Genomic DNA, 21538 nt, shown 5'->3' with positions numbered 1-21538 from the left:
GGTCTCCTTAAATTTCCACCCAGACGCCGTTGCTGTCGACATCACGAATGATGCCCACCTGGCTGCGACCGGTCGCGGTTTTGAAAATGGTTTGGTCATCGTTGGCATAGGCCGCCGCGCCGATATCGGAGAGGACGATGGACTCCCCATTGACGAACTGAAACAAGCCGCGCCTTACTGGCACACGGACAGCACCGGCCGCCCCGGCAGAGTTGTCGATTCCCTCCTCGGCAATTCCCACCACTTTTAGACCTATGGCAGCAGTGACTTTGACAAGTACATTGCTGGCGTTGATCGCCACAATGCCGCCTTTATAGAATTTAGTTGCCGCCGCAGCCGGGAACGAATAACGCTCGTTTTCCCGCTGTATCGTTGCAGCGCGATCAGTAGTTAATGCAGCCATTATTGGATCTCCTGTAATGATTCAAGATAAGCGGCTTCGCTTAGGCCCATGTTTTTACAGACCTGCTTTTGCTCAGCGCTCAGCACGGCCACCTCGGTTTTAGGCACATCTGTTTTTTCGGTTTGCATGCCCGACAGAGCCGCAATACCGGTCGCGCTGTCCAGATAAGCCGATAGCGCCGCCAAATCTTTTTTACCCAGTGACGTTGCCCAGGCCTTTTCGGCATCGCCGAGGATCTTGCCTGCCAACTCACCTTGTTCGATCAACTTAGCCACTTGCAACTCAACAGAGTCGCTGGACAACGCCGCCAACTTGCCGCGTAACTCGGTCACTACGGCAATCGGAACGTATAAAGTCGGATCTGGCTCGGCTGAGGCATCCGCCAACTGGGCAGATAGCGCGGCCACTTCCGCTTTGGTGGAATCCAACAGATCGAGCAGACTGGTAGCGGCTGGCTGCGCGGCCAGTAGTGATTTGGCTTTGTCCAGCTCCGCGATAATGTCATTGGTCGCTGCAAGCGTGGGCAAGTTGAACAGGTAGCGCAGGCGCTCCAATAGTTCGTCTAGTTCCATGGGGTTCTCCGTGGGAGTGTTTGATAAATCGGCAGCCAGCATGGATGCAGCGGCAACAGTCACAGCTTGCATGCCATCGATAGCGGGGTTGTTGGTCAAGGCGACATTAATGATGTCCAGCACTTCCCCGGTTTTGGGGTCGTAAGTAAATACCGGCGACACATAGCGAATCTCGTCACGGGCAATATGCGCAGAAGCGACAGCGGTTAATTTGGGGCTAACGGCAAACAAGCCCGGATACGCTGCCGGCGGCTCGCGCCATTCCAATGACTGCGGACTAATCCAGCCAGCCGCGATGACTGGCTGACCGTTTTTCGCGGTCAAAATGGATTGATGCTCGTAATCGATGCAGATGTCGCTTTTACGCTTGGACACGGCAGCAATGACTCGCCCGGCAATGTCGGCGTCAATCTTCCAAGGTCCTTTGCCGCGCAAAGCCCCGCGCGAGGCGTCGAACGTGCCCGCCGGAAATAACTGCATAGCGCCATCATCGGATGGCGACAGCGAAAACAAACAGGCGGCGATATGGGGGAGTAATTTGCTCATGGGCCGCAGTGTAGCGACCCAGGTTACGGCGGGGGATTAAAGGGGTTTAATACAAGCGAATTTACTAACTGGTTGCGATGCGCTTTTGATAGCGCATTTCTTTAATTACGAACGCGACGAATCTTCTCCAATCTTGATACTGCTGGCAATCAATATTCCGAATTAAACAAAATCTCTGGCCGTTGATTTTCCATTCTATCCAGATTTCCAAATCCATAGCCACGTCGTTCGACATGCTGTAGCTAATAATTTTAGAAGGCGGGCGGGCGGCTAACCAAGCAGCAAATGATTTTCTATCGCGAGATCTGTTAAATCGATAATGACGCTCAATGTATTTTTTCCGATAGGCCGCTTGATATAGTTCTAATTCTTCTGGGCTCATTTTAGACACTGGATAAATACCGTTGCCATCGGGCTTAATCGAAAAGTCGTAATCTTGCATTCTAATTCCTATTCTGAAAACGTTTATAAACGATTTATGGCCTTTATAGCGCGATTTTAAAGCCCATGCGCCGACAACGACAGCGCCTAAAGCGCTTTTCGGGCCTTAAATCGCTTCAGCTTCGTCCGAGCCAAACAAATCATCATTGCCCGGTTGCTGGCGTTTTTGCCACAGCGATTCGGTCATGCGTACCGAAATGCCCGGATAAGTGGCGCATAGGTGGATGGCCACTTCACTTGCAACCTGGATGGCAAGCTCCAGCGGCAGGCCGGCGCGTTCCAGATCGGCGGGCAGGTAGTCCTCAAGTACCACCAGCGTTAACGGCTTGTCGGCCTCTTCGTCCGGCAGCGGGAACAGGTCGTGCTGGCGTTGACGGATGTTATTGGCCCGCATCAATTTCGTAATGCTGTAGATCTGTGGCACGCTGAGCCGGTACCGCATACTCAGCTCGGCGTGGTTGTGCCCAGTGAACGCGTTCCAGATCTCTTCGTAGCGGGTTTTCTGCGCGGCTTTGTCTGTCGTGGGCACGTACATGTACTGCTTGCGGAAGTTAAGAAACAAGCAGTCGAACAAGGCCCGCGAACAGGCCAAAGCGGTTTTCTCCGGATGACCGGCGGCCAACACCCGGCGAAAGGTGTAGGCCTCCAGATCACTTAGAATGTCCGCCGCAGTAATCATTTTGCCGGCCTGGATAGCCACTTTTTCAACGACTCGATCAGCTTGCTGGCCTGATCGCTAGACAACCATTGCAACGCCTCTACGCCGGTTTGGCGTTTGACATAAGCACACAGCGCCGATTCATCCGGATTGCGCACCTTGCCAGCCGTATGCAGCTCCAGCCACAAGGCGCGGATCTTCCGGCTTTGGCCGTCGTCTGCTAGGGCGCGGCTTTGCTTGCCATTACCGTTACCGCTTTTATGCTTAGGTTTAAAGCCCTTGGTGCGCATGTCCTCGAGGGCGGTAAACAACTGTGTATTGCTCATGGTGGTCGCTGAATAGCGGCCATCCTTCAGCGTGGCGCCATGGGTGGGCAGGAAAATGCCGTAATAAAACTCGTCATCAAAGCCCAGCTCGGCCTTGCCGACGGCCAGCAAGGTGTAAAAGTGTTTGCGGTCAAATTGTTGGGTACGGTTGCTGTGTTGCATCATTCCTCCGTCAACTTTTTGATTATCGCTTCGGCTTCATCTTCATCCAGATCGCGCTCGGCGCAGAACCTTAAGAACAAGAGCCATTGCTCGTTGATGAAATCCGCTATCAGGCTTTTTTCAAATTCGTCCATGGCTATAACCCCGCAATGTCCATCGAGATCTGTTTATACTTGTCACCCTCGCCAACCCGCTCGTACAAGCGCAAATACTGGCTGGTCGACGTGGCTTGGATGCTGTCGCGTAATGCGTCCATGGCTTTTAGCCACTTGGGGTGCTCAATCTTCACCCGCATCAAGCTAAAGATTCTGCCGGTATTGATCTTGCCCTCGCGGTCGGTCTGGAAAGCATGTTCAACCAACACCTTGATCTCACTATTGCTGTCCTGCGTCCATTCGTGGATGCATTCATCGACCAGCGTTTTAGCCACTTGCAAGCGCTCGTCAAATGCCAGGTTGTCGCTGACGGCCAGCACCACTTTGTACTTGCCGTCGTAGCTGACCAGGCTGATGTTGCCCTTTTTGCCGCCCCATTTAACGCCGTATTGCTCGGCGGAGATTTGGCAAAACGCGGTGATGTCGGCCAGCACTTGATGCTTCCAGGCCTGCATTTCTTTTTGCAAAGCCGTGGCGTTGGTGACGATGGCTTTTACCGTATCGTCGCGCAACAAATCGATTGGCGGAATGCGGTCCTGCGGCACCTGGCGGCCGTAGCTGTCCTGACGGTAAACGGTGGTGGTGGTCATATATGCCTCTCAATGATTTTGGTTTTTGGGGTTTCGAATCCGCGTTGGTCTTGCATCCAATCGGGGACGATAGTGACGATTAAGCGTTTGCCCGGCTTATGACATTGCCGCGCCACCAGCTTTTTTAACTCGGTGCGGCTGCGCTGGTCAGCCGGGGCGAACGCGCCGGTAATTAATGCCCGGCAGCGGGCGTTAAACTGGGTTGATTCGTCATCCAGCCCGCCAGCACGGGCCTGCGAGCCGCCGGCACTGACCAGGGCTTTAACATCTCGGCCTTGTGCCCAGGCCAGCACCTAAGCACGTTGATAACGCCGGCGCCGGCCGCCAACCTGCCGGGCGATGGGGAAGTCGGGCAGATACGGCGCAGCCTTGCTAAGCATGTGGCGATTAACATCTAACAGCTCTGCCACTTGAGCCTGGCTTAATTGGTCGCTGTCAGTCATGACCAGTTACTCCCAATCGCCAGCAACAGCGCAATAAACATCAGCACAAACACCCACACCACGGCCAACCGGTAGCGGCGCACCTGCTTGCTAAGCGCCTCAATCACAGCGCAGGCCGGCACATGCCGCGCGGCCTCGCCTTCCAATTCATAGCCCATTGACAGCAGGGCACAACTAAAAAAGCCGATGCCGTAACCGATGCCAGCCATCACCAGGCCGATGATCAACAATGCCGCATCCATTACAGGCCTCCGGTTTTCATAATGCCGCACACGGCTGCACCGAGTATCAGCAGGGTGATGCCAAACGAAAAATACGATGCGCCCAACTCCGCCGATACATCGTGCTTTTTGCTGCGCTGTTCGTCGGCCCAGCGCTGGAACGCTTCAATCCTGGCGTTTTTTTCCGCCTGGATTTGCAGCAACTTAGGGACCGGGTCATAAATCCTAGGCATTACACGTCTCATCTCACACCTCCCGAATCAAATCGGCTGTCAATTTATCGAAGCCCAGCAACGCCGCTTGATTGATCGCAGCGGTGACCAGGTTGTTAACCATCAGCGGATACATCAGGCTGACGGTTTCGCGGGTTTTGGTCGTGGACTTGCTGAAGATCAGCCGGCCCCGGATCGCATCCAGTGCGGTCGGATCGGCGATCGCAGCCAGATCCGCGCCGACCCGTTCGAATTTAAAGCGCAAGTAGCCCTCCAAATGCGCATCTAGCGGCGGCAACTCCACCAGCTCGCAGCGCTGCACTACTTCCCGCACGTCGGGCGATGACTCGCTGAGTTTGGTTTTCAGCTCGGTCTGGCCGATCAGGATGATCGAGACCAAGGGCTTCATGCCGTCCTTCAGCTCCAGGAAGCGCTTCAGGTGCTTGAGGGTTTGTTTGTGCAAGCCGTGGGCCTCTTCGATAATCAGCACATGGCTGTTACCACCCCGGCGGCTGTCTTTCAGCAGCTTATGCAGCTGGGCGGCTTTGGACTCCAGCGTGCGCTTGGGGTTTTCCAGCGGTGCCAGGGCGCGGATCATCGCGTCGGCAATGCTGGCGGATTTAAGCGGTTTGCCTTTCTGGTCGCTGTCTTCCATGCCCAGCACGTAAGGCGCCATCACCACAATCGGCGCGTTCTCGCGGTGGATACGTTCTTCCAGATCCTCGCGCAACGTAGACTTACCGGCGCCGGACTCGCCGACGATAGCCAGGAAGCCGCCGAACTTGGCCGTGCTCCACAAATGCTCACGCACGGCGCGGGCGTCGGGCGTCATGAATAAATCCGTCGGCTCCAGCACGTCGTCGGTGAAGGGATCGCGAAACAGGCCGAAAGCTTTTTTGGCCTGTGGCGATAGGGTTTGTTTTCGTAGTAACATGTCAGCGACCTCCTCGGTCAGTGTGGGCGCGGCGTTATCCGCGTTTTCATTTGCTGTCTCGGCTGTTGGCGCAGTCGGGACGGCTTCAAATAGCATCAAGTCCACAGACTCAACACCCAACTTAATCAGCACGCTGGCAATCTCGGCTTGCAACTGATGACGCGCAGGCGTTGTCGGCCAGATCTCCTTATTCAGCAATTGCGCCATCGTCGCAGGACTAATGCCGGCCTTACGGGCGACATAGGCTTGCTTGATGCCGTGCTGTTGCAGAAAGCGTTTTAGTGCAAGCATTGGTTTTGCTCCGGTTTCCGCTGCTCCACCCGTTTCCGCACATTCGCAGCCAGCTGGTTGGCGGTATCGACGATTTCGTGGATATGGTCGTAAGCCTCTTTCGCCATCATGCCGGCGACGGTGCTGCGAGTATTCACACCGGCATCGATCTCGGCTTGCGTGGGTTGATGCATCACGTTGACCTGGATACCGCCGGGCACATCAGGGTTGTCTTCGATGATCAGAAAGGCTTTCATATCGACATCCCCATCGGCATATCAGACCAGCCCTTGACCAGGCCAGCAGGCAGCGGATTGCCATCGACGGTAAACCACATGCCATCGCAGTGATAACCCAACCAGACCGGTTCATCAAAAGCCGGGTGGTCAACCAGCACCGTTGTTTCATCATCCGGCAAGCGTTCGCCGACCGGTATCCAGATTATTGTTTCTGTTCTTTGCATACTTCCTCCTCGATTAGTCATCGTCGGTAAGTTCGCTCTTACCGCATTTCATGCAATAACGACCATCACCGGCGATTGGATTCCATTGCCAAACGTGTTCGCAGTTGCGTTGTTTCACTTCGATTTTTTGTTGCTCGTTCAAAACCTTTTCCCATTGCGGAAACCTGCTGTTATCAGCGGGACAATGCCGCTTATAAAATCTCGATCTTTTTTTAAAATCTTCCGTTGGCTCACTACCTCCAGAATGAATTTCGATAAAGCAAGGGTAATCAGGGCCTGCGCACTCTGTGCATTTCCACTTCTCGATAAATTTATCCATCTCACACCGCCTGCAATCTAGCCTTGCCGCCTGCGGAACGGCCCGCAGCCAGATCGGCCAATACTTGTTCCAATTCCGGCTCGGTCGCGCCGTCCGGAAACCTTTTCGTTAAGTCGGCCAACATGCTCGGCTGATACTCGCTACCCAAGTGGCCGGCCAGCCATTTCGCCATTTGCACGGTGTTCATGCGCAGTAGCTCGCGGGTGGGCGTTGCCAGTTCGGCATCGGTGCCGCGTTGCGGGAAATAGGCCGGGTGTTGGTAATCCTTGGCTTGCTTGTAAGGATCGATACGACCGGCAAACGGCACAGCCTTGGCTTTGCGCTTGGTCTCTGCTTCGGTATCCGTCTCGGCATCCATCGCCAGACGCTCCAGGGCTTTAAGGTCGGTTTGGGCCGGGGTATCGACAAAGCGCTTGTGCTCCTCGCCAAATACCGCGCCATCGGTTCGCCAGCCCCATGTCGCATCTTTCTCGACCTTGGGCAGCTGGTGGAATACCTCGCGACCATGTTCGTCGTGCAATACCGCATGCGCAGCATCGGCCTCGAACGCGCAGCGGGTAATCAGTAGTTGCTCACCCACCATCACGCCGGGGATGTCTTTCACGCTCCACTCGTAGCTATCGAAGTTAACGGTTAGGCCCGGTGTGACTTTGCGCTCGACAGGGCTTTCTTTCGCCAGTAGCAATAGCTCGTCAGTGCTCAGGCTGGTGGTCAACAACTGGTGAGGCTTGATCAACTGCCAAGCGGCATAACGGGTCATGCCATGGCGGCTGTGCTTTTGGGTGCCGTTAAACCAATGCATCCATTGGTGCGACATACGGTTTAGCGCGTCCACGTCTCTCACGTCGGCGGCCATCTTCAGGCCGGATTCAAAACCCAGCTCGACTACGTCGTGCATTTTCTCGACCTGGCCTTTGGCGCGGGCGCGTTGGGCGAACTCCAGACGTATGCCCAGGGCCTGGCACAAGTTGCGGAAGATCGCCGAGCGGTTAGCGCTGCCCCGGTCCACGTACAGCATGTGCGGAATGCCATAAAACGGAAACTGGCCGCGCTGTTGAATGGCCTCGACCAGCAACCGGCACAGGCTATCCGTGCTCTCGCCGCCCATGGCGTACCAGATGAAGACACAGCACGTGGCGTGATCGGTAATCAGATAGCGCTGTACCAGCTTGTGTTCGATACGGGCGAAATTCCCCAGCTTGTTTTTATAGCGGTCCACACTGTCCACTTCGGTGATGCCGTAGCCAGGGTGTTCCGGCAGCTTGTAAAGCACACACAGCGAGGCGTCTAATTGCCAGACGTGGTTTGGGTGTTTGCTGATCATGGTCGTTACCGGGGCAGTGGCTAATAGTTGCTCCGGATGCAAGCCGTAGCTGCGCAGCGCGCGGTGAATCGCACCGTCGGACAGCTGGGCAATTTCACCGGTCTCAGTATCGATACGGCCGGCAACGATTTCGCCGTTAACCCGCAACTCGCTGACTGCCTGCTGTATCGACTTGGTTTTTTTGTTGTTCTTACGGATGTGCTCCATCACGTAGCCGCTGATGATTTTGGCTTCGTCACGGCTCAGGGCCATATCGCCCCGGTCGGCGCGCCGCTTGCGTGGCTGCCGCACGGCGACTTGACCCAGCTTGCGGTGCAAGGTTTGCGTGCTTATCCCCAATTCCTCGGCGGCGTCTTTGATAATCTTCCCGCGCTGACCGTGGCCCGCCAGGCTTGCGGTATGCGCAATCATTACCAGTCGTTCAGTCAGCGCGGCGCTCATGGGTTATGCCTCGGCCTTATTGGGATCAAACTCGGTGCCGCGCATCCATTCCGGCACGGGGTTTTCATCAATCGCGCTAGGCAGGCCAAAATCGCCGATCAGAATATCCAGCTCGGTTTTTACCTCGATAATCAACGCCGCCGCGTATTGGCGCTGGGAAGCATCCAAGGCCATCAAGGTTTTGATTTGCTGCATCATCCTGGAGGCCACTTCCATTTTCAGGTTGACGGCAGTGATTTGCAGATTGCTGCGGGCGTCGATCAAGGCTTGGTCGGCGCTGATGGGCTTTTGTTTACGATTATCCAGGCCGGCGATCTGTTCGGCTTGCTGATCAATCTTGCTGCTTTTGTCTTTGATGACCTGGTCTTTGGCTTCGATACGTTCGTTGGCATCGCGCAGCGCTTTTTTCAGCTCGGATACCGACATGGTTTCGATTTTATCCAGGGTGACGCCGCGAACAGATTCGCCGGATTCCAGGGCCTCGATTTCGCCGTCATCTAGGACTAAAAGCTCTAACAGCTTAGATTGACTGCCAATCTTGAAAGTTGGAAACGTTTCCAACTTTGCAAACTTCCAAGTGGCCTTCATGAATTTTTTAGCCAGGCTATGATCAATTCCAAGCAACGAGACACGGTTCATAAATTCGCCATGAGGCGTTAGTTCTTGCAGAACTAGCAGACGTTTTCCTAATTCCAATACACCTTCAACTGTACGGCGCTGATAAAACCTAATTTCATCTTCCAATGCCCCAACGCTAAGCGTGCCGTCATAACCAAGTTGACGTGCTACGGCGATGGCGTTTTGATTGGTTTCCTGCTCGATCACGGCTAGCTCGTTCCATGCATCCGCCATTGTCGGCAAGCCTGGTGTGTCTGCATCGTTAGTGATGTGTTGTGTAACCTCAGTCTGATTGGTTGTGCGTGCCATGATTAGCCTCGTGTAATGCGGGTACGTGATTCGGTTAATTTGCGCTCGGCCTCATCTAGCGAGTGCAAGATCTGTACGGCTTTTTGTGCTGCCTTGTGGCTAACCCGAACCCGGCCTGTTTCCTGGATACGCTCGGCCCTGCCAGCTTCAATAAGCGTGTTGACGTAGCCATTGATCGCCGACAGGGTAAAGCCGGTTTCAGTAGCAATATCGGTAGGCGCAAAACCGTGTACGAAATTCCGTTCCAGCACATCAAGCACCTTAAACACCTTCATAGCACTGCCGCTCATACGTTGTTTAGCGGGTTCCATTAATCCTCCTCATCAAACGGCAGCTCCGGCTGCCGGTATTTTTCGACATTGCCGCGATGCCAGCTGGTTTGCTCCAAAGCGGTTTGCATCGCGGCAAGGGTTTCATCCACATCGCCCAGCTCTTCGTAAAACTTCAGCAGCTCGCCGACGGCGGCGTTGTAAGCGGTTTGCAAGGCGTGAACATCGCCGGCCCCGCATTTCTTGCCGCGCGGGATATCGACAACCATTTGGCCGCGACTCTCGACCAGATACCGCGAGACGTAATTAATGCCGCAGGCATGTTCGAAACTGTGGATCAATCGCAGCGGCATATCCGCCTCGGCAACCCATTTGTAGAGCGTCCATTTATTGACGCCCATCAGGTCCGCAATGGTGTCCATGCTGCGGTTGTGTTTAGCCTTGGCGAACTTCACGCACCACTCCATGGCGCTCTGTAAATCCAGTGGCCGCACGGCCTTCCAATTTTGTCTACTCATTGGCGCAAGCCCTCCAGACCGGCATCCAAACAAAAACCCGTCTTGCATATTGCGCAAGCGTCTTGCACAATCGCAAAATGAACCCGACTTAAATCAACTCGGGGAAACCACATGAACAACGAACAATACGAAGCACTCGCCGGCCGGATCGATGCACTGGCGCACTTCACGCTGGCCTTGGCCGCCAGGCTGGAAATGAGCGATCTAATGGACGGCGCAGTGTTCACCGATCAACTCCGGAACACGGCGCAGAGTCGGAACATTCCTGATCGGCCGATTTGCACTCAGGCGAGCCGGGCCATGCTGACTGAATTACTGGATCGGCTGGACGACATGCGCACGTTTCGCCAATCGGCGGAGCAGACGGATTAAAGCCCCAAACATCCGGCGCGGTTTTAGACTGTGCCAGTTGGCGCTGACGGTTACGGTGAAAGCCTGGGTGTTTGAGCATGGTGGTTCCTAGGCGGCTTGTTGGTTAGGGTCGGCTTTAATGCCCATGGCGACAGCGATTCGATGCGCTTGGCCGCGCTTGCCTTTGTTTAGGCCCGCTGTTAATCGATAAACGGCCCATGCTGGAAACTCATGCTTTTCCGCCCACTCGACGACGGTTTCGCCCCGCGCTTCTAGTTCGGCCATAAACTGCTCAATGGTTTTAGTGCTTGCCATGGGGAGTCCTGGTTTTGTTGTTGGGTTATGTTTTAGTAAATGTTGTGTTAATTATTAATGTATCGTGAACTTATGTCAAGCAACAAATTAACAAATCATGAACTTTCTTTTGCGAGCGTGATAAGCCGCGCAAAGGAAAGCTTTAGTTGCAAGACTGATAAAGCCTTGGCCGATGCAATAGGGATAAGCCCGCAAGTGCTTGTAAACCGCAAAAATACTGATTCGATTCCCTATGAAGAATTAATCGATGCGGCAATTGAAGCCGGCCTTGATGTGGGATATATCCTGACAAATAAACGAAGCGTTAAGCCTGTCAGGGAAAAGACCGCTGAGTACACTAATGGTGAATACGCGGAAATCCCCCATTTCAACGTCCAAGCCGCAGCCGGACCCGGAAAGGTTGCGCCAATCGACGAGGAATCCCGCCCGCTCTCGTTTCGCCGAGACTGGCTAAAAGCGCGTGGCTTATCGCCGGCTAATTTAGCAATCGTCGATGTATCGGGCGATTCGATGGAGCCGTATTTAAAAGACGAAGACTTGGTCTTGGTGGATCGCGCCCAAACGGAAATCAGCAGCGGTAAAACTTACGTCCTGCGCCTGGATGGTCATTTGCTGGTCAAGAATTTGCAGCTGTTGCCGCATGGTCTGGTGCAGGTCGCCAGCTTTAATGCCGGCTTTCCGCCGTACCAGGTAGATCTATCTGACGAGTCGCTGGATATGGCGGTGATTGGGCGGGTAGTGGCGTCCATGCATGAGTGGTGATTTGCGATGGACGATTACAAAAATAACCGCCTTAAACAACTAAAAGACCCGGATTTGCTGAAGTCGCGCCCGTATTGGAAATTTATCAGCAACGCAACAATGGTTGTGCCATGCCATACCCAGTGGGACGGCTTGGTATTGCCTCATGATGATCCGTGGTGGGATACGCACTTTCCGCCGCTTGACCGGGAATGTCGGTGTCGAGTGACGGCAGTGAGGGCGAGCGAATACACCGGGCAGATCGCGCCTGACACGTAATGCCGCAATAAGTCCTATAGGGTGGACACGGTTTATGTGCCCACGCGGATTGGCGGTGATTGGGCGGGGAATGACGTCCATGCATGAGTGGTGATGACATAGCCGTTTTATTTTTTTATTACCTAGGAGGTTAAATGACGCTGCGTTTTGTGATGACCGTGTTGCTACTGGCAACTACGGTCGGATCGTCCCAAGCGGGACAAGAGAGAAGCTATGCTGCTAAAGCCGCGTTTAAATACGCCAATCCATGCCCTGCCAACGGCAGCACGAAAGGCCCGTGCCCTGGCTATGTTATCGACCATGTCGAGCCCTTAGCTTGTGGCGGCCCCGATACCCCGGCCAATATGCAATGGCAAACCACGGCAGACAGCAAGGCCAAGGATAAATGGGAGCGCGCCGATTGCGGCGGGTTTATGGATGTTAGAGGCCATCGTTCATCATCTGGCATCACCAAACGGCGCAATTCTACAGGCCGTCGGCATTCGTCCGGCAGTGCCGGATCTGGCGCGGGAACCGCCAGCACGCCCAGCGGTAGCGGCAATTACCATCTAGGCCCGCGCGGCGGCTGCTACACCCTGAGCGGGAGTGGCAAAAAACAATATGTGGATCATTCGTACTGTAGTTGATTTGCTAAGATAAATCTTTGTCAGTCAAATAAGGGTTGATTATGGATACTGCTATCGTCGGTTCATTTGGTATTTTTGGATTTTTGTTTTTAGTGTTCTTGGTGATTCTCTGGACATTGCTGCCGTTTGCGGTATTTGGAATTAAACAGCGGCAGGATGCGCAAACTAAGGTTTTACAAGACATCCTTAAAACCTTAAACGCTAGTAATGTGGTAGCACATAAAGAAGCGGCTAATCCCTTGCCTGTTGTGCCAAAAACGCCGACAGTCGAAAAACCATCAGTCCCGGATGCGCCAGAAGCTGAAGTGTCTATCGGCGATTTGTATGCCGATCCTGCCAAGAGTTGGTTTAAAAAAAATTAGTTCGCGACCGATGCGCCTCCTGACGTCGGCACATCCTATGCATTTTAGTTGATGGGTGATTAAACACCGGGGACTCATTGCCGATCCAATCACCGGCCAGGTCTATTTCCCCGCTAGGGGTCTTGTATTACCCTATCCCCGGCGGGTTGAGTGTAGATCAAGCCGCCGGAATCTGCCCAGCCAGCATCATAAATCCAGCCCTTGGGCGGCGGCACTGGATGCACGGGATCTTTATGCGGGGTGACCTGCCACACGGTGGTTTTGGTGCACTCCGGATGGGCGCATCCCGCCAGCAACAGCAATGCCGTTACCCATAACCTAGCCATACCTACGCCGGCCGCTGGCTTTTAATGCGGGTGGTGAAGGTGAATTTGTGCCGCCCCTCAACCGCACCAAACAGCGACCAGCCCCAATACACGTTCAAATAACGCTCGGTTGGGGTCCAGCATAGCCGGCCATCTTTGAATATCACCACATCCGGAAACGGAATAAACGTGCGCAACATCCAATAGCCGTCGGGGCGCACCCAAAACCACCGGTTATTCTGCTCATCATAATGCCAAATTATCCATACCACGTTAGCGGCACAGCCGAGAATAAAATAGTTAACCCACGCAAAGCCGTTCCTTTCCAGCCATCCCGTGCGGTTTTCATCGCTGAGCGGGTCGCTGCCTGGCTTGATGTGCTCGGTTTGCCAGCCCGGATCGCCAGTCAATGGGTTATCGGGCGTCTCCATCCAGCGTAACCACCAGACCAGATTCAATTTATTTGGCGTACTGAAATATTTAACCGCAATCGGTGCCAGCGGATAGCGCAGGCCCACCAACAGGATATGCAGGGGCAGGTATAGCAACCATTGCCCGATGCGCACGGTGAGCAGGGCATAGCGTTTGACTGGCTCGCGCCGGTTAAAACACCAGCCCGCCCATTTCAAAAATTGATGTATCAATAAAAAATAGCCAGCTGCCATGTGGCCCAGTAGTAATGCGATGAAATGCATAATCAATCCCCAAAAAAGCGGCCTGTGTCAGCGCCCAAAAATACGCCGCAAAGCCGGCGACCGCGCAGAGCAACAGCAGCAGTTCTGCCAATGGCCCGCGTTTGTTCATTGCCTGTACGCCGCCGGCGGCGGCATGTCGTCTTTAGGCAGGCGCAGCATGTTGCGCCATACCCGGTTGAATAGGCGCGGATCGGCAGTGACTTCGTGCCATTTGGTGCCGCCACGCTGTTCGTAATAGGCTTTGATGGCCTGATAGGTGCGCTCGGCGCGGGCTTGCCAATCAGGCATTTATCAGCCCCCTGTGGCGCATTTCCAGCAGGTTGACCAGGTAGACATCTTCTTGGTCATTGCTTTCAATGATTTCGCCCCATGACATGCGGCGACCTTTGGCGCGGACGATCTGCACTCGCTCTATGCCTTTGTCGTAAAGTTTTTGGGAGATTTTCAGCAGCGCACGTTTGCTTAGCTCGCCCTTGGCGTCTTGCAGCAGCACCATGGTGCTGCTAATCCATAGTACTTGCATCACTGCCTGATATTCTTTGCGCTTTTCGTAGCCGTCCGGGGTGTCGTACAGCTTAAGCCGCCCGGTGGTCTCGGCATATTCCACGTAAATCTCAGTCATTTCGTAAGGTCCGTAGCTGCTCGGTTAATTTGTGCGCTTCGTTGTGCCAATAGTCGTCGCCGGTGTCGTCGGCCATGCGTTTGGCGTGGGCGAGATCCTGATTGATCTGGCGTAATTGCTGTTCGCGTTGGTTTTGTTGCTTGGCGGCGGTGTCGGTGCTGGTGGCGACGCTGTCTAGCCAACGCCTTTCCGTCAACCATCCCTCGGCCATTTTTGCCACACGGCCTTCCGGCAGGTTTTTGCGGGCAGCGGCTTCGCGCTTGGCCGCCTGGATGATCTGATCGACTTCGGCTTTTTCGATAAACCCCATCTGTAGCCAACGGGCCGCGGCCCGATCCCGGCCTTGCTTGTAATCAAACGCGGCCCAGAACAAGTCGAACGCGGCTTTCATGGTCGGCGTCTTCGCCAGCTGGTCATAGGCCTTGAGAATTTCACGCTGGCCGCTGGGCTTGCTCTCCCCGTAACCGCGCGACGTCAACTTGTCCCATAGCTTTTCAGACATGGCAATCGCCAGGTCTACATCGCACTTGCCGGTCTCGGCGTGGCGGGTTTGCGGCAGGAAGGTCAACACGGCTTGCTGAATGAAATCACGTTTTTGCATGGGCGCATTGTCAGTTGATTAGGCGCTCAGTCGAATTAAAGCGGTTTAAGTCTGGGCGGGTTTGGCGTTAGGCATACTGTCCCCGCACTGGCCGAAAGCGGTGTGTTGTTACTTCCTATCCTGCCCCGGCGACGGGGCTTTTTTGGAGCTGCTATGCAGGCATTGATAAACCAATTGGCACAAGCGGGCATTAAGGCGACTTTTGCCCGGTCGCAATTTAACGGCGTCATGCATCGGCTAAAAGTCGCCAAGAATGATGTGTGTTATTACCAAAAACAGCTTGATGCTGCGTTGGACGACGTGGCGAATGCCGACGAGGCGTATAGCGACGCATGGCTGTCCGTCATCAATAGCGGCTTGTCTCACCGCCGCGTATTGCAGTTAGCGAGGTTGGCACGATGAAAAGCTGGGTAACCAAAACCGCCGGCTGGGGCGCAATCATCGTCGGTGTGGCGGGGCCTGGCATTGGGCATGTTCGACGTAGACAGCGCCGTGATGATTGTCACCAACGGCATGGGCTATGTGGGCATAGACCGCAAATTTAAGCGCTTGGCGGCTGGGTAGGCCGATGCAAACGCTGATCTCTATTTTTAATGCCACGGTGATTGCCGTGGTGTGTCTGTTTTTTCTGGATGTGCAGTTACAACGGCGCGCCCGGAGAAATCACCCCGTACAGGTGTTGGCAAAACTCCAGCACCCAGCGGGTTACATCATCCCTTTGGACCCAAACACAATGAAGAAATTTAGTTTATTGACGGCTTATATCGTTATTTCGCTGGTGGGCTTGACGCCATCCGGCGTACAGGCGGCGGTGGACGGCGCTATTTCCGTGATCTCTACCGATGATAACGTGCTGAAAGTCACCCCGACTGAAGACGGCTTATTCAAAGTCGAGTTTGTCGGCGCAGGCCAGGCCAAGCTGGTGGTCTCTGCCGATGCGGATTTATCCGACGCTGAGCGGCAGATCTACCAGGAATACGAATTCCTGATCTATGACCAGGCGAACGAAGCCGATCATTTTGACCTAATGATTTTGGACGTGCAGCCGCGCACTGCTGCGGTAACCGGTGAGGGTGGCGGCGCTACTGAGGAGGTGGTAGCGGTCAATGCCGCGTCTGAGACTGGCAGCGCGGAGGCAACGTTTGACGGCGATGGCGCAACCGGAGCGGCAGATTAGCCGGCTATAACGCTACGCAATCTACATTAGGGCCGTTGCGGCGGCCCTTTTCGAAAAGGAACCTCATGAAAGGCCTGGAAACATTATTAAACCCAGACGAACACATGTCGGAAGACGACAAGGGATTGCACGCCGAGCAGTTTACGACTGACCTGGCATTGTTGCAGCACCGACAAGCACATGCGATTGATCCGGATGCGGTGTCGGCGGAGTGGTGCGACGAATGCGGCGCCGAGATCCCGGAGTTACGCCGACAGGCTTTGCCGGGCGTTAGAACATGCGTCGATTGCGCAAGGGAAGCGGAATTGAAAGACAGGAGCCACCGATGATCGAATGGATCAAGCTGGGACTCAGCATTTTGAGCTTTCTGGGCAGCATTGCCGTGTTTGTGTATGTGCGGGCGGATCGTAACCAGCGGGCCACGGTTAAATCGATTACTGATCTGCAAACCCACGTCAATAGCCGATTTAGCGATGTAAACAACCGCTTTAGCGACGTAGACAAGGAAATCAGCGCTAAATCCGAGCGCATGGCGCGGCTGGAAGGCGAAGTAAAAGCCATCCCCACCCGCGAACAATTTGACCGGGAGCGCGAGATAGCCCGGAACGAGATCGTCCGCATCCACGAGCGGATAGACGATATTGCAACATCATCCCAGCAGAGCCAATTGCTATTGGGGCAAGTGCTGGGCGAGTTAAAACAACTGAATAAGGGGCAGTCTCATGGCTGACGCAACCACCGAAGCTCGCCGCCTGGCGATTTTACAGATATTAGAGAAAGATCCAGATTACAGCATCAACGACGACATACTGCATAAATTGCTGATCGGGCAAAATCATGGCGTTAGCTTGGCAGTTGTTCGCAACGATTTAGCCTGGCTAGAGCGGCTCGACTTGGTTGCCACTACTCCATTGCCGGGTTGTACGGTCGCGTTGCTGCGGAGCGAAGGAGTAGATGTTGCTCTCGGATTATCAGTTGTTCCTGGCATTGCGCGGTCGAGGCCGGCGTGATTCAGCTGTTAATTCTGTCCATTGGCTCCGGTGCCATATGCGCAGTCTTGGATTTTGTCGTCGATGAATATTTTGACGGCTATCCAAACATCATGAAAACCAACCGTGAATTTTTGATTAGGTTGTTTATCCGAGGCCGGCGCAATGTTTGATTTTATTGCGGTCACCATTCTTTGTGCGTGGCCGGTGATGTTTCTTGTTTGTCTATTTACATTTAAATAATGGCTAAAGCATCCACCATCGAAACCCTGCCCGCCGACATCCTTGAGAAGCTGCAAGCCTTGCTGCGCGATCCACGCATCACGCAAATGGACGCAACCCAGCGCATCAACGCTATTTTGTCCGAGCAAGGCGCGGAACCGGTCAGCAAAAGCGCGGTGAATCGCTATGCGGTGAAGATGGACAAGATCGGCGCCAAGCTGACGCAATCCCGCGCCATTGCTGACATGTGGATAGGCAAACTAGGCAACGAGCCGCAAGGCCAAACCGGCAAACTGTTGAACGAGGTCGTACGCAACCTGGCTTTCGATACCGCCATGCACATGGCCGAAGACGAAGAACCGGCCCACCCGGGCGCGATCAAGGAATTAGCGATCGCAATCGAGAAGCTGGAAAGCGCGGCGAGCAAGAACGAAGCGCGCGATGCGTTGATTCGCAAGCAGGCCCGCGAGGAAGCCGCCAAGGATCTGACCGAACAATTGAAAAACGATGGTATCAGCGAAGAGCTGGAAGCCTCGATTAAGCGCATCCTGATCGGTAAATAAATGGCCGATATCGAGCAATTACAAACCGCCGATTATTTCCCAGAAAACGAACCCGTTTTGCTGGGCTATCAAGCGCGCTGGTTTGAAGACGAAAGCGAGGTGAAGATTGCTGAAAAGTCCCGTCGTACTGGTCTTACCTGGGCCGAGGCAGCAAGCAACGTTATTACTGCTTCTAAGCCTAAACGTCGCGGCGGTCGCAACGTGTTCTATGTCGGATCTCGGCAGGAAATGGCCCTGGAATATATCGCAGCCGCGTCTTTGTTTGCCAAAGCCTTCAATCAGCTGGCCGGCGCCGTGTCGGAAGCCATTTTTAAAGACGAAGACGGCAACAAGGATATTTTGTCGTACACCATCCGCTTTCCTAATTCCGGCTTCAAAATTACCGCCCTCAGCTCGCGGCCCTCCAACTTACGGGGTATGCAGGGCGATGTCGTGATCGATGAGGCCGCATTTCATGATTCGCTGCACGAATTGTTAAAAGCCGCCATGGCGTTAACAATGTGGGGTGCTCGGGTGCGCATCATCAGCACGCATAACGGCGTCGATAATGAGTACAACCAATATGTGCAAGATGCCCGCGCAGGCCGAAAGCCCTACAGCGTGCACCGCATCACCCTGGACGATGCGCTGGCCGACGGCGTATTCAAGCGCATTTGCTATGTGACCGGCCAAAAATGGAGCCCGGAAGCCGAAGCCGCCTGGCGGCAAAAGACCATAGACAATGCCCCCAGCAAGGAAGCGGCGGACGAAGAGTATTTTTGTGTGCCTAGCCAGTCCGGCGGCTCGGCGCTTAGCCGGGTGTTGATCGAGGCGCGGATGGATAAGGCGTATCCGGTGATTCGCCTGGCGAAGGATGCCAGCTTTAATGAATGGCCTGAGCATCTACGCATTGCCGAGATTAAGGATTGGTGTGATGAAAACTTGTTGCCGTTGCTCCTCAAATTAGACCCCAAAAATCAACATGCTTTTGGTGAGGACTTTGGCCGCTTGGGCGATTTAACCGTCATCGATCCAATGGCAATCGAGCAGAACCTGAACCGGACCATCCCTTTTAGCGTGGAACTGCGCAATATTCCGTTCAAACAGCAAGAACAGATTTTGTTTTACATCGTGGACCGCTTGCCGCGCCTGATCGGCGGCGCGTTGGATGCTGGCGGCAACGGCATGTATTTGGCGGAAGTGGCGCGCCATCGCTATGGATCGGGACGGATTTCCGAGATAAAGCTATCAGATGCCTGGTATCTGGAGAATATGCCGAAATTTAAGGCGGCTTTGGAAGATGGCAAGCTAACCCTGCCCGCCGATGCCGACCAGCTTAACGACTTGCGAGCCTTGCAAGTCATCAACGGCATTATCAAGCTGCCTAAGGCTAAAACTGAGACCGGTAGCAACCAACGCCACGGCGACAGTGCTATTTCTAAAGCTCTGGCGTATTTCGCCAGCCTGCAAAATGCGCAAGTGATTGAGTACATCCCTGTCCCCACCAAAAACGAACGCTATTCCCGCGACAACGACGATTTCAAAATTGACCGCAAAGGTGCGTACTAATGCAATTTCTCGATTGGTTTAAAAGCAAATTAACCACAGCGGCAGTGAAAGAACGGCAGACCGATGCGCCGGAAATGGCGCAATTGCACCGCGAATTTGCCAATCATCCCTCTAAAGGCCTGACTCCGGCCAGCTTGGCAACGATTCTGCGTGATGCGGAGCAAGGCAATATGATTGCCCAAGCCGAGCTATTTATGGATATGCGCGAGAAAGATACGCATATCGACGCGGAAATGCATAAGCGCGAAATGGCGGTAAAAAAACTGGATTGGAGCCTGGAACCGCCGCGCAATGCCTCCTCTCAGGAAGAAAAAAACACCAAGATCCTGGAAGACTTGATCCGCGATGAAGTCGATATCGGCAGCATTAGAATGGATGCGTTGGATGCGATAGGACACAGTTATTCGTGTATCGAACTAGGCTGGGGCCGCAACGCGCAAGGCAAGTGGTATCCCAATCAGGTGGAACACCGCCCCCCGAGCTGGTTTACCTGCCCGCCAGAACAGCGCAACACCCTGCAATTGCGCGACAACTCGCATGCGTATGGTGTGCCGTTGCAGCCATTTGGCTGGATTGTGCATTTGCATAAATCCCGCGCCGGTTACATTTCCCGCACCGGGCTTTACCGTTCGCTAGCGTGGCCGTATCTGTATAAAAACTATAGCGTGCGCGACCTGGCTGAGTTTTTGGAGATTTACGGGCTGCCGATCCGCATTGGTAAATACCCGCCTGGCGCCAGTGATGAAGAAAAGCGCGATTTAATGCGCGCCGTGCTAAGCATAGGCCACAACGCGGCTGGGATTATCCCGGATAGCATGCTGGTCGAGTTGCAATCTGTCATGTCCAGCGGCAATGCCGAAGGCTTTAAAACCATGATGGATTGGGCGGAAGGCTCTATATCCAAGGCGATTTTAGGCGGCACGTTGACCAGTTCCACCGCAGCCAACGGCAATCGGGCCTTGGGCGACGTACATAATGAAGTGCGGCTGGATATACGCGATGACGATGCCACGCAGCTGGATCAAACCCTGTCTAGTCATTTGGTCTATCCAATGGCGATGTTTAACGGCTTATTTGAGAGCAATCGCTGCCCATCATTTGTATCCGACACGCAGGAGCCGGACGATTTAGCGCTGTATGCCGATGCCTTGCCGAAATTGGTCGGCGCCGGCGTCAGAATACCTGTTAATTATGCCAACCGTAAGCTGAAAATACCGGAGCCCGAGGGCGATGAGCCCATTTTGCAGTTGAATGCTGCAAATTCAGTACCGGATACCGGGCAGACTGCACCCGCAGCAACGGCATTAGCTGCATTAGCGGCTAAATTTGCGAATACTACCCGCGAAAAAGGGGCCAGTAAGCCCCTTACGACAAGCCAGCCTGGGCAGCCGGATAACGCTGCCCAGTTGGGCGATATCGACCCTACGCCTGTTTCCGCCATGACTGATCAGCTGGCGATCGATGCTGGTGAATCGATAAAAACGATGGTGGAACAAGTGGCGGCATTGGCCGTTGAGTCGGAATCGCTGGAGGCCTTGCGGGATAAGCTGTTGGCGAGTTATGGCGACTTGGATGAGAGCAGTTTGACCAATGTGATGACTTTGGCGTTTGCAGCGGCGGAGTTGTCGGGTAGGTTTGATGTGGAGGGTGAGGTATGAGCGAACTAAAAAGGCACCCAGACTGCGGTGCAGGTTGTGACATATGCCAAGATGATTGGCCCTGCGCATTATTAGGTCGCGAACGAGTTCAATCGCGTCAACGTGACAACTCAATCTTGAAATATTTTGCATTTGAACATCTTCCTGATCATTTGCAGGTAGTTTCTAAGCCGATTGGTGAACTTGCGTTGGCTATGGATCAATCGCTGCCGGATGGACCGGAAAAATCCGCCGGATTGCGGAAGCTATTGGAAGCGAAGGACTGTTTTGTCAGGGCTAAGGTAGGCTAA

40 protein-coding genes are annotated in these 21538 nt (G+C 54.2%); 14 read left to right on the top strand and 26 right to left on the bottom strand.

The genetic code is table 11. The annotated features are described in order from the left end of the window. Positions 1 to 7: 7 nt before the first annotated feature. The 19 genes from METH11B_RS0108620 to METH11B_RS0108530 form a co-directional block, all read right to left on the bottom strand. On the bottom strand, positions 8 to 403 hold the full coding sequence (locus METH11B_RS0108620; RefSeq protein WP_026601680.1) for a hypothetical protein: 396 nt from the start codon (positions 401 to 403) through the stop codon (positions 8 to 10). Beyond that, positions 403 to 1521 (bottom strand): phage protease, encoded by a 1119-nt coding sequence (locus METH11B_RS0108615; RefSeq protein WP_026601679.1) that lies wholly within the window; start codon positions 1519 to 1521, stop codon positions 403 to 405. Before METH11B_RS0108615 ends, METH11B_RS0108620 begins: the two co-directional genes overlap by 1 nt. Before the next feature lie 64 nt (positions 1522 to 1585). After that, entirely contained in the window at positions 1586 to 1963 is a 378-nt protein-coding gene (locus METH11B_RS0108610; RefSeq protein ID WP_026601678.1) for a hypothetical protein, read from the bottom strand. 105 nt (positions 1964 to 2068) lie between these two features. Next, positions 2069 to 2641 carry a Mor transcription activator family protein gene (locus METH11B_RS0108605; RefSeq protein WP_026601677.1) on the bottom strand — a complete coding sequence of 191 codons (573 nt, stop codon included), beginning with the start codon at positions 2639 to 2641 and terminating at the stop codon, positions 2069 to 2071. Further along, positions 2638 to 3108 (bottom strand): regulatory protein GemA, encoded by a 471-nt coding sequence (locus METH11B_RS0108600; RefSeq protein WP_026601676.1) that lies wholly within the window; start codon positions 3106 to 3108, stop codon positions 2638 to 2640. Before METH11B_RS0108600 ends, METH11B_RS0108605 begins: the two co-directional genes overlap by 4 nt. Continuing rightward, on the bottom strand, positions 3108 to 3242 hold the full coding sequence (locus tag METH11B_RS29960) for a hypothetical protein (RefSeq protein WP_269319470.1): 135 nt from the start codon (positions 3240 to 3242) through the stop codon (positions 3108 to 3110). Before METH11B_RS29960 ends, METH11B_RS0108600 begins: the two co-directional genes overlap by 1 nt. Positions 3243 to 3244: 2 nt before the next feature. Further along, entirely contained in the window at positions 3245 to 3853 is a 609-nt protein-coding gene (locus METH11B_RS0108590; RefSeq protein WP_026601675.1) for a DUF3164 family protein, read from the bottom strand. Next, positions 3850 to 4146: a hypothetical protein gene (locus tag METH11B_RS0108585; protein ID WP_026601674.1), complete on the bottom strand. Its 297-nt coding sequence runs from the start codon at positions 4144 to 4146 to the stop codon at positions 3850 to 3852. The genes METH11B_RS0108590 and METH11B_RS0108585 overlap by 4 nt, the downstream gene beginning before the upstream one ends. Then, positions 4147 to 4296, bottom strand: a complete 150-nt coding sequence (locus tag METH11B_RS29115) for a hypothetical protein (RefSeq protein WP_155931103.1) — start codon at positions 4294 to 4296, stop codon at positions 4147 to 4149. It abuts the gene before it with no gap. Further along, positions 4293 to 4538 (bottom strand): hypothetical protein, encoded by a 246-nt coding sequence (locus METH11B_RS0108575; RefSeq protein ID WP_026601673.1) that lies wholly within the window; start codon positions 4536 to 4538, stop codon positions 4293 to 4295. The genes METH11B_RS29115 and METH11B_RS0108575 overlap by 4 nt, the downstream gene beginning before the upstream one ends. Beyond that, positions 4538 to 4750, bottom strand: a complete 213-nt coding sequence (locus METH11B_RS0108570; protein WP_026601672.1) for a hypothetical protein — start codon at positions 4748 to 4750, stop codon at positions 4538 to 4540. The genes METH11B_RS0108575 and METH11B_RS0108570 overlap by 1 nt, the downstream gene beginning before the upstream one ends. Positions 4751 to 4763: 13 nt before the next feature. Beyond that, entirely contained in the window at positions 4764 to 5954 is a 1191-nt protein-coding gene (locus METH11B_RS0108565; protein ID WP_026601671.1) for an AAA family ATPase, read from the bottom strand. Beyond that, a complete protein-coding gene (locus tag METH11B_RS0108560; protein WP_026601670.1) occupies positions 5942 to 6190 on the bottom strand; it encodes a hypothetical protein in 249 nt (82 codons plus the stop codon). The genes METH11B_RS0108565 and METH11B_RS0108560 overlap by 13 nt, the downstream gene beginning before the upstream one ends. Beyond that, positions 6187 to 6396 (bottom strand): hypothetical protein, encoded by a 210-nt coding sequence (locus tag METH11B_RS0108555; RefSeq protein WP_026601669.1) that lies wholly within the window; start codon positions 6394 to 6396, stop codon positions 6187 to 6189. The genes METH11B_RS0108560 and METH11B_RS0108555 overlap by 4 nt, the downstream gene beginning before the upstream one ends. Before the next feature lie 13 nt (positions 6397 to 6409). Beyond that, on the bottom strand, positions 6410 to 6715 hold the full coding sequence (locus METH11B_RS0108550) for a hypothetical protein (protein WP_026601668.1): 306 nt from the start codon (positions 6713 to 6715) through the stop codon (positions 6410 to 6412). A 1-nt stretch (position 6716) separates the two neighbouring features. Continuing rightward, on the bottom strand, positions 6717 to 8480 hold the full coding sequence (locus METH11B_RS0108545; RefSeq protein WP_026601667.1) for a DDE-type integrase/transposase/recombinase: 1764 nt from the start codon (positions 8478 to 8480) through the stop codon (positions 6717 to 6719). 3 nt (positions 8481 to 8483) lie between these two features. Next, positions 8484 to 9407 carry a hypothetical protein gene (locus METH11B_RS29110; RefSeq protein ID WP_155931102.1) on the bottom strand — a complete coding sequence of 308 codons (924 nt, stop codon included), beginning with the start codon at positions 9405 to 9407 and terminating at the stop codon, positions 8484 to 8486. A 2-nt stretch (positions 9408 to 9409) separates the two neighbouring features. After that, complete coding sequence (locus METH11B_RS0108535; RefSeq protein ID WP_026601665.1) at positions 9410 to 9718, bottom strand: hypothetical protein; 309 nt, start codon at positions 9716 to 9718, stop codon at positions 9410 to 9412. Next, a complete protein-coding gene (locus METH11B_RS0108530; RefSeq protein ID WP_026601664.1) occupies positions 9718 to 10194 on the bottom strand; it encodes a hypothetical protein in 477 nt (158 codons plus the stop codon). Before METH11B_RS0108530 ends, METH11B_RS0108535 begins: the two co-directional genes overlap by 1 nt. A 111-nt stretch (positions 10195 to 10305) precedes the next feature. Here METH11B_RS0108530 and METH11B_RS0108525 point away from each other — a divergent pair, with 111 nt between their 5' ends. Beyond that, positions 10306 to 10566, top strand: coding sequence for a hypothetical protein (locus METH11B_RS0108525; RefSeq protein WP_026601663.1), 261 nt, complete (start codon positions 10306 to 10308; stop codon positions 10564 to 10566). An 87-nt stretch (positions 10567 to 10653) separates the two neighbouring features. On the opposite strand, the gene METH11B_RS0108520 is transcribed toward METH11B_RS0108525, so the two are convergent. Next, positions 10654 to 10860, bottom strand: a complete 207-nt coding sequence (locus tag METH11B_RS0108520) for a hypothetical protein (protein WP_026601662.1) — start codon at positions 10858 to 10860, stop codon at positions 10654 to 10656. Positions 10861 to 10917: 57 nt separating this feature from the next. Between METH11B_RS0108520 and METH11B_RS27745 the strand changes: the two genes are divergently transcribed. From METH11B_RS27745 to METH11B_RS0108505, 4 genes are all read left to right on the top strand, one after another. Next, positions 10918 to 11622 carry a LexA family transcriptional regulator gene (locus METH11B_RS27745; RefSeq protein WP_081733773.1) on the top strand — a complete coding sequence of 235 codons (705 nt, stop codon included), beginning with the start codon at positions 10918 to 10920 and terminating at the stop codon, positions 11620 to 11622. 6 nt (positions 11623 to 11628) lie between these two features. Further along, a complete protein-coding gene (locus tag METH11B_RS28460; protein ID WP_081733772.1) occupies positions 11629 to 11880 on the top strand; it encodes a phage head morphogenesis protein in 252 nt (83 codons plus the stop codon). Positions 11881 to 12014: 134 nt separating this feature from the next. After that, positions 12015 to 12506: a hypothetical protein gene (locus METH11B_RS29430; RefSeq protein ID WP_026601660.1), complete on the top strand. Its 492-nt coding sequence runs from the start codon at positions 12015 to 12017 to the stop codon at positions 12504 to 12506. Between the two features lie 41 nt (positions 12507 to 12547). Further along, a complete protein-coding gene (locus METH11B_RS0108505; RefSeq protein ID WP_026601659.1) occupies positions 12548 to 12868 on the top strand; it encodes a hypothetical protein in 321 nt (106 codons plus the stop codon). 113 nt (positions 12869 to 12981) lie between these two features. On the opposite strand, the gene METH11B_RS0108500 is transcribed toward METH11B_RS0108505, so the two are convergent. From METH11B_RS0108500 to METH11B_RS0108475, 6 genes are read right to left on the bottom strand one after another with little or no spacing between them, the layout of a single operon-like run. Then, on the bottom strand, positions 12982 to 13194 hold the full coding sequence (locus METH11B_RS0108500; protein ID WP_026601658.1) for a hypothetical protein: 213 nt from the start codon (positions 13192 to 13194) through the stop codon (positions 12982 to 12984). Positions 13195 to 13196: 2 nt separating this feature from the next. Then, on the bottom strand, positions 13197 to 13817 hold the full coding sequence (locus METH11B_RS27740) for a DUF7338 family protein (protein WP_155931101.1): 621 nt from the start codon (positions 13815 to 13817) through the stop codon (positions 13197 to 13199). Continuing rightward, on the bottom strand, positions 13777 to 13977 hold the full coding sequence (locus tag METH11B_RS0108490) for a hypothetical protein (protein WP_026601656.1): 201 nt from the start codon (positions 13975 to 13977) through the stop codon (positions 13777 to 13779). The genes METH11B_RS27740 and METH11B_RS0108490 overlap by 41 nt, the downstream gene beginning before the upstream one ends. Beyond that, positions 13974 to 14156: a hypothetical protein gene (locus tag METH11B_RS0108485; RefSeq protein ID WP_026601655.1), complete on the bottom strand. Its 183-nt coding sequence runs from the start codon at positions 14154 to 14156 to the stop codon at positions 13974 to 13976. The genes METH11B_RS0108490 and METH11B_RS0108485 overlap by 4 nt, the downstream gene beginning before the upstream one ends. Next, positions 14149 to 14490 (bottom strand): hypothetical protein, encoded by a 342-nt coding sequence (locus METH11B_RS0108480; protein WP_026601654.1) that lies wholly within the window; start codon positions 14488 to 14490, stop codon positions 14149 to 14151. Before METH11B_RS0108480 ends, METH11B_RS0108485 begins: the two co-directional genes overlap by 8 nt. After that, a complete protein-coding gene (locus METH11B_RS0108475) occupies positions 14483 to 15091 on the bottom strand; it encodes a hypothetical protein (protein WP_026601653.1) in 609 nt (202 codons plus the stop codon). Before METH11B_RS0108475 ends, METH11B_RS0108480 begins: the two co-directional genes overlap by 8 nt. A 153-nt stretch (positions 15092 to 15244) precedes the next feature. Here METH11B_RS0108475 and METH11B_RS0108470 point away from each other — a divergent pair, with 153 nt between their 5' ends. From METH11B_RS0108470 to METH11B_RS0108420, 9 genes are all read left to right on the top strand, one after another. Next, positions 15245 to 15493, top strand: a complete 249-nt coding sequence (locus tag METH11B_RS0108470; RefSeq protein WP_026601652.1) for a hypothetical protein — start codon at positions 15245 to 15247, stop codon at positions 15491 to 15493. A 166-nt stretch (positions 15494 to 15659) separates the two neighbouring features. After that, complete coding sequence (locus METH11B_RS0108460; RefSeq protein WP_026601651.1) at positions 15660 to 16268, top strand: hypothetical protein; 609 nt, start codon at positions 15660 to 15662, stop codon at positions 16266 to 16268. Positions 16269 to 16333: 65 nt separating this feature from the next. Beyond that, positions 16334 to 16597: a TraR/DksA C4-type zinc finger protein gene (locus METH11B_RS0108455; RefSeq protein WP_026601650.1), complete on the top strand. Its 264-nt coding sequence runs from the start codon at positions 16334 to 16336 to the stop codon at positions 16595 to 16597. Next, the gene (locus METH11B_RS0108450; RefSeq protein WP_026601649.1) at positions 16594 to 16998 is read left to right on the top strand and encodes a hypothetical protein; all 405 of its coding nucleotides are present in this window, start codon (positions 16594 to 16596) and stop codon (positions 16996 to 16998) included. The genes METH11B_RS0108455 and METH11B_RS0108450 overlap by 4 nt, the downstream gene beginning before the upstream one ends. Then, on the top strand, positions 16991 to 17278 hold the full coding sequence (locus METH11B_RS0108445; protein ID WP_026601648.1) for a VpaChn25_0724 family phage protein: 288 nt from the start codon (positions 16991 to 16993) through the stop codon (positions 17276 to 17278). The genes METH11B_RS0108450 and METH11B_RS0108445 overlap by 8 nt, the downstream gene beginning before the upstream one ends. Before the next feature lie 221 nt (positions 17279 to 17499). Further along, positions 17500 to 18042, top strand: coding sequence for a DUF3486 family protein (locus METH11B_RS29105; RefSeq protein WP_026601647.1), 543 nt, complete (start codon positions 17500 to 17502; stop codon positions 18040 to 18042). Further along, positions 18043 to 19590 (top strand): terminase large subunit domain-containing protein, encoded by a 1548-nt coding sequence (locus METH11B_RS0108430; protein WP_026601646.1) that lies wholly within the window; start codon positions 18043 to 18045, stop codon positions 19588 to 19590. Then, entirely contained in the window at positions 19590 to 21248 is a 1659-nt protein-coding gene (locus tag METH11B_RS0108425) for a DUF935 domain-containing protein (RefSeq protein ID WP_026601645.1), read from the top strand. Before METH11B_RS0108430 ends, METH11B_RS0108425 begins: the two co-directional genes overlap by 1 nt. Then, a complete protein-coding gene (locus METH11B_RS0108420; RefSeq protein WP_026601644.1) occupies positions 21245 to 21538 on the top strand; it encodes a hypothetical protein in 294 nt (97 codons plus the stop codon). Before METH11B_RS0108425 ends, METH11B_RS0108420 begins: the two co-directional genes overlap by 4 nt.

Source organism: Methylomonas sp. 11b (genome assembly GCF_000515215.1).
Lineage (GTDB): Bacteria > Pseudomonadota > Gammaproteobacteria > Methylococcales > Methylomonadaceae > Methylomonas.
The sequence above is the reverse complement of the archived record's forward strand: the minus strand, read 5'-3'. Positions and strand labels throughout refer to the sequence as shown.

Excerpts from the sequence above, each read along its gene's own strand:
- METH11B_RS0108620 (WP_026601680.1), bottom strand. The coding sequence starts at position 403 with ATGGCTGCATTAACTACTGATCGCGCTGCAACGATACAGCGGGAAAAC.
- METH11B_RS0108615 (WP_026601679.1), bottom strand. The coding sequence starts at position 1,521 with ATGAGCAAATTACTCCCCCATATCGCCGCCTGTTTGTTTTCGCTGTCG.
- METH11B_RS0108610 (WP_026601678.1), bottom strand. The coding sequence starts at position 1,963 with ATGCAAGATTACGACTTTTCGATTAAGCCCGATGGCAACGGTATTTAT.
- METH11B_RS0108605 (WP_026601677.1), bottom strand. The coding sequence starts at position 2,641 with ATGATTACTGCGGCGGACATTCTAAGTGATCTGGAGGCCTACACCTTT.
- METH11B_RS0108600 (WP_026601676.1), bottom strand. The coding sequence starts at position 3,108 with ATGCAACACAGCAACCGTACCCAACAATTTGACCGCAAACACTTTTAC.
- METH11B_RS29960 (WP_269319470.1), bottom strand. The coding sequence starts at position 3,242 with ATGGACGAATTTGAAAAAAGCCTGATAGCGGATTTCATCAACGAGCAA.
- METH11B_RS0108590 (WP_026601675.1), bottom strand. The coding sequence starts at position 3,853 with ATGACCACCACCACCGTTTACCGTCAGGACAGCTACGGCCGCCAGGTG.
- METH11B_RS29115 (WP_155931103.1), bottom strand. The coding sequence starts at position 4,296 with ATGACTGACAGCGACCAATTAAGCCAGGCTCAAGTGGCAGAGCTGTTA.
- METH11B_RS0108575 (WP_026601673.1), bottom strand. The coding sequence starts at position 4,538 with ATGGATGCGGCATTGTTGATCATCGGCCTGGTGATGGCTGGCATCGGT.
- METH11B_RS0108570 (WP_026601672.1), bottom strand. The coding sequence starts at position 4,750 with ATGCCTAGGATTTATGACCCGGTCCCTAAGTTGCTGCAAATCCAGGCG.
- METH11B_RS0108565 (WP_026601671.1), bottom strand. The coding sequence starts at position 5,954 with ATGCTTGCACTAAAACGCTTTCTGCAACAGCACGGCATCAAGCAAGCC.
- METH11B_RS0108560 (WP_026601670.1), bottom strand. The coding sequence starts at position 6,190 with ATGAAAGCCTTTCTGATCATCGAAGACAACCCTGATGTGCCCGGCGGT.
- METH11B_RS0108555 (WP_026601669.1), bottom strand. The coding sequence starts at position 6,396 with ATGCAAAGAACAGAAACAATAATCTGGATACCGGTCGGCGAACGCTTG.
- METH11B_RS0108550 (WP_026601668.1), bottom strand. The coding sequence starts at position 6,715 with ATGGATAAATTTATCGAGAAGTGGAAATGCACAGAGTGCGCAGGCCCT.
- METH11B_RS0108545 (WP_026601667.1), bottom strand. The coding sequence starts at position 8,480 with ATGAGCGCCGCGCTGACTGAACGACTGGTAATGATTGCGCATACCGCA.
- METH11B_RS29110 (WP_155931102.1), bottom strand. The coding sequence starts at position 9,407 with ATGGCACGCACAACCAATCAGACTGAGGTTACACAACACATCACTAAC.
- METH11B_RS0108535 (WP_026601665.1), bottom strand. The coding sequence starts at position 9,718 with ATGGAACCCGCTAAACAACGTATGAGCGGCAGTGCTATGAAGGTGTTT.
- METH11B_RS0108530 (WP_026601664.1), bottom strand. The coding sequence starts at position 10,194 with ATGAGTAGACAAAATTGGAAGGCCGTGCGGCCACTGGATTTACAGAGC.
- METH11B_RS0108525 (WP_026601663.1), top strand. The coding sequence starts at position 10,306 with ATGAACAACGAACAATACGAAGCACTCGCCGGCCGGATCGATGCACTG.
- METH11B_RS0108520 (WP_026601662.1), bottom strand. The coding sequence starts at position 10,860 with ATGGCAAGCACTAAAACCATTGAGCAGTTTATGGCCGAACTAGAAGCG.
- METH11B_RS27745 (WP_081733773.1), top strand. The coding sequence starts at position 10,918 with ATGTATCGTGAACTTATGTCAAGCAACAAATTAACAAATCATGAACTT.
- METH11B_RS28460 (WP_081733772.1), top strand. The coding sequence starts at position 11,629 with ATGGACGATTACAAAAATAACCGCCTTAAACAACTAAAAGACCCGGAT.
- METH11B_RS29430 (WP_026601660.1), top strand. The coding sequence starts at position 12,015 with ATGACGCTGCGTTTTGTGATGACCGTGTTGCTACTGGCAACTACGGTC.
- METH11B_RS0108505 (WP_026601659.1), top strand. The coding sequence starts at position 12,548 with ATGGATACTGCTATCGTCGGTTCATTTGGTATTTTTGGATTTTTGTTT.
- METH11B_RS0108500 (WP_026601658.1), bottom strand. The coding sequence starts at position 13,194 with ATGGCTAGGTTATGGGTAACGGCATTGCTGTTGCTGGCGGGATGCGCC.
- METH11B_RS0108490 (WP_026601656.1), bottom strand. The coding sequence starts at position 13,977 with ATGAACAAACGCGGGCCATTGGCAGAACTGCTGCTGTTGCTCTGCGCG.
- METH11B_RS0108485 (WP_026601655.1), bottom strand. The coding sequence starts at position 14,156 with ATGCCTGATTGGCAAGCCCGCGCCGAGCGCACCTATCAGGCCATCAAA.
- METH11B_RS0108480 (WP_026601654.1), bottom strand. The coding sequence starts at position 14,490 with ATGACTGAGATTTACGTGGAATATGCCGAGACCACCGGGCGGCTTAAG.
- METH11B_RS0108475 (WP_026601653.1), bottom strand. The coding sequence starts at position 15,091 with ATGCAAAAACGTGATTTCATTCAGCAAGCCGTGTTGACCTTCCTGCCG.
- METH11B_RS0108470 (WP_026601652.1), top strand. The coding sequence starts at position 15,245 with ATGCAGGCATTGATAAACCAATTGGCACAAGCGGGCATTAAGGCGACT.
- METH11B_RS0108460 (WP_026601651.1), top strand. The coding sequence starts at position 15,660 with ATGCAAACGCTGATCTCTATTTTTAATGCCACGGTGATTGCCGTGGTG.
- METH11B_RS0108455 (WP_026601650.1), top strand. The coding sequence starts at position 16,334 with ATGAAAGGCCTGGAAACATTATTAAACCCAGACGAACACATGTCGGAA.
- METH11B_RS0108450 (WP_026601649.1), top strand. The coding sequence starts at position 16,594 with ATGATCGAATGGATCAAGCTGGGACTCAGCATTTTGAGCTTTCTGGGC.
- METH11B_RS0108445 (WP_026601648.1), top strand. The coding sequence starts at position 16,991 with ATGGCTGACGCAACCACCGAAGCTCGCCGCCTGGCGATTTTACAGATA.
- METH11B_RS29105 (WP_026601647.1), top strand. The coding sequence starts at position 17,500 with ATGGCTAAAGCATCCACCATCGAAACCCTGCCCGCCGACATCCTTGAG.
- METH11B_RS0108430 (WP_026601646.1), top strand. The coding sequence starts at position 18,043 with ATGGCCGATATCGAGCAATTACAAACCGCCGATTATTTCCCAGAAAAC.
- METH11B_RS0108425 (WP_026601645.1), top strand. The coding sequence starts at position 19,590 with ATGCAATTTCTCGATTGGTTTAAAAGCAAATTAACCACAGCGGCAGTG.
- METH11B_RS0108420 (WP_026601644.1), top strand. The coding sequence starts at position 21,245 with ATGAGCGAACTAAAAAGGCACCCAGACTGCGGTGCAGGTTGTGACATA.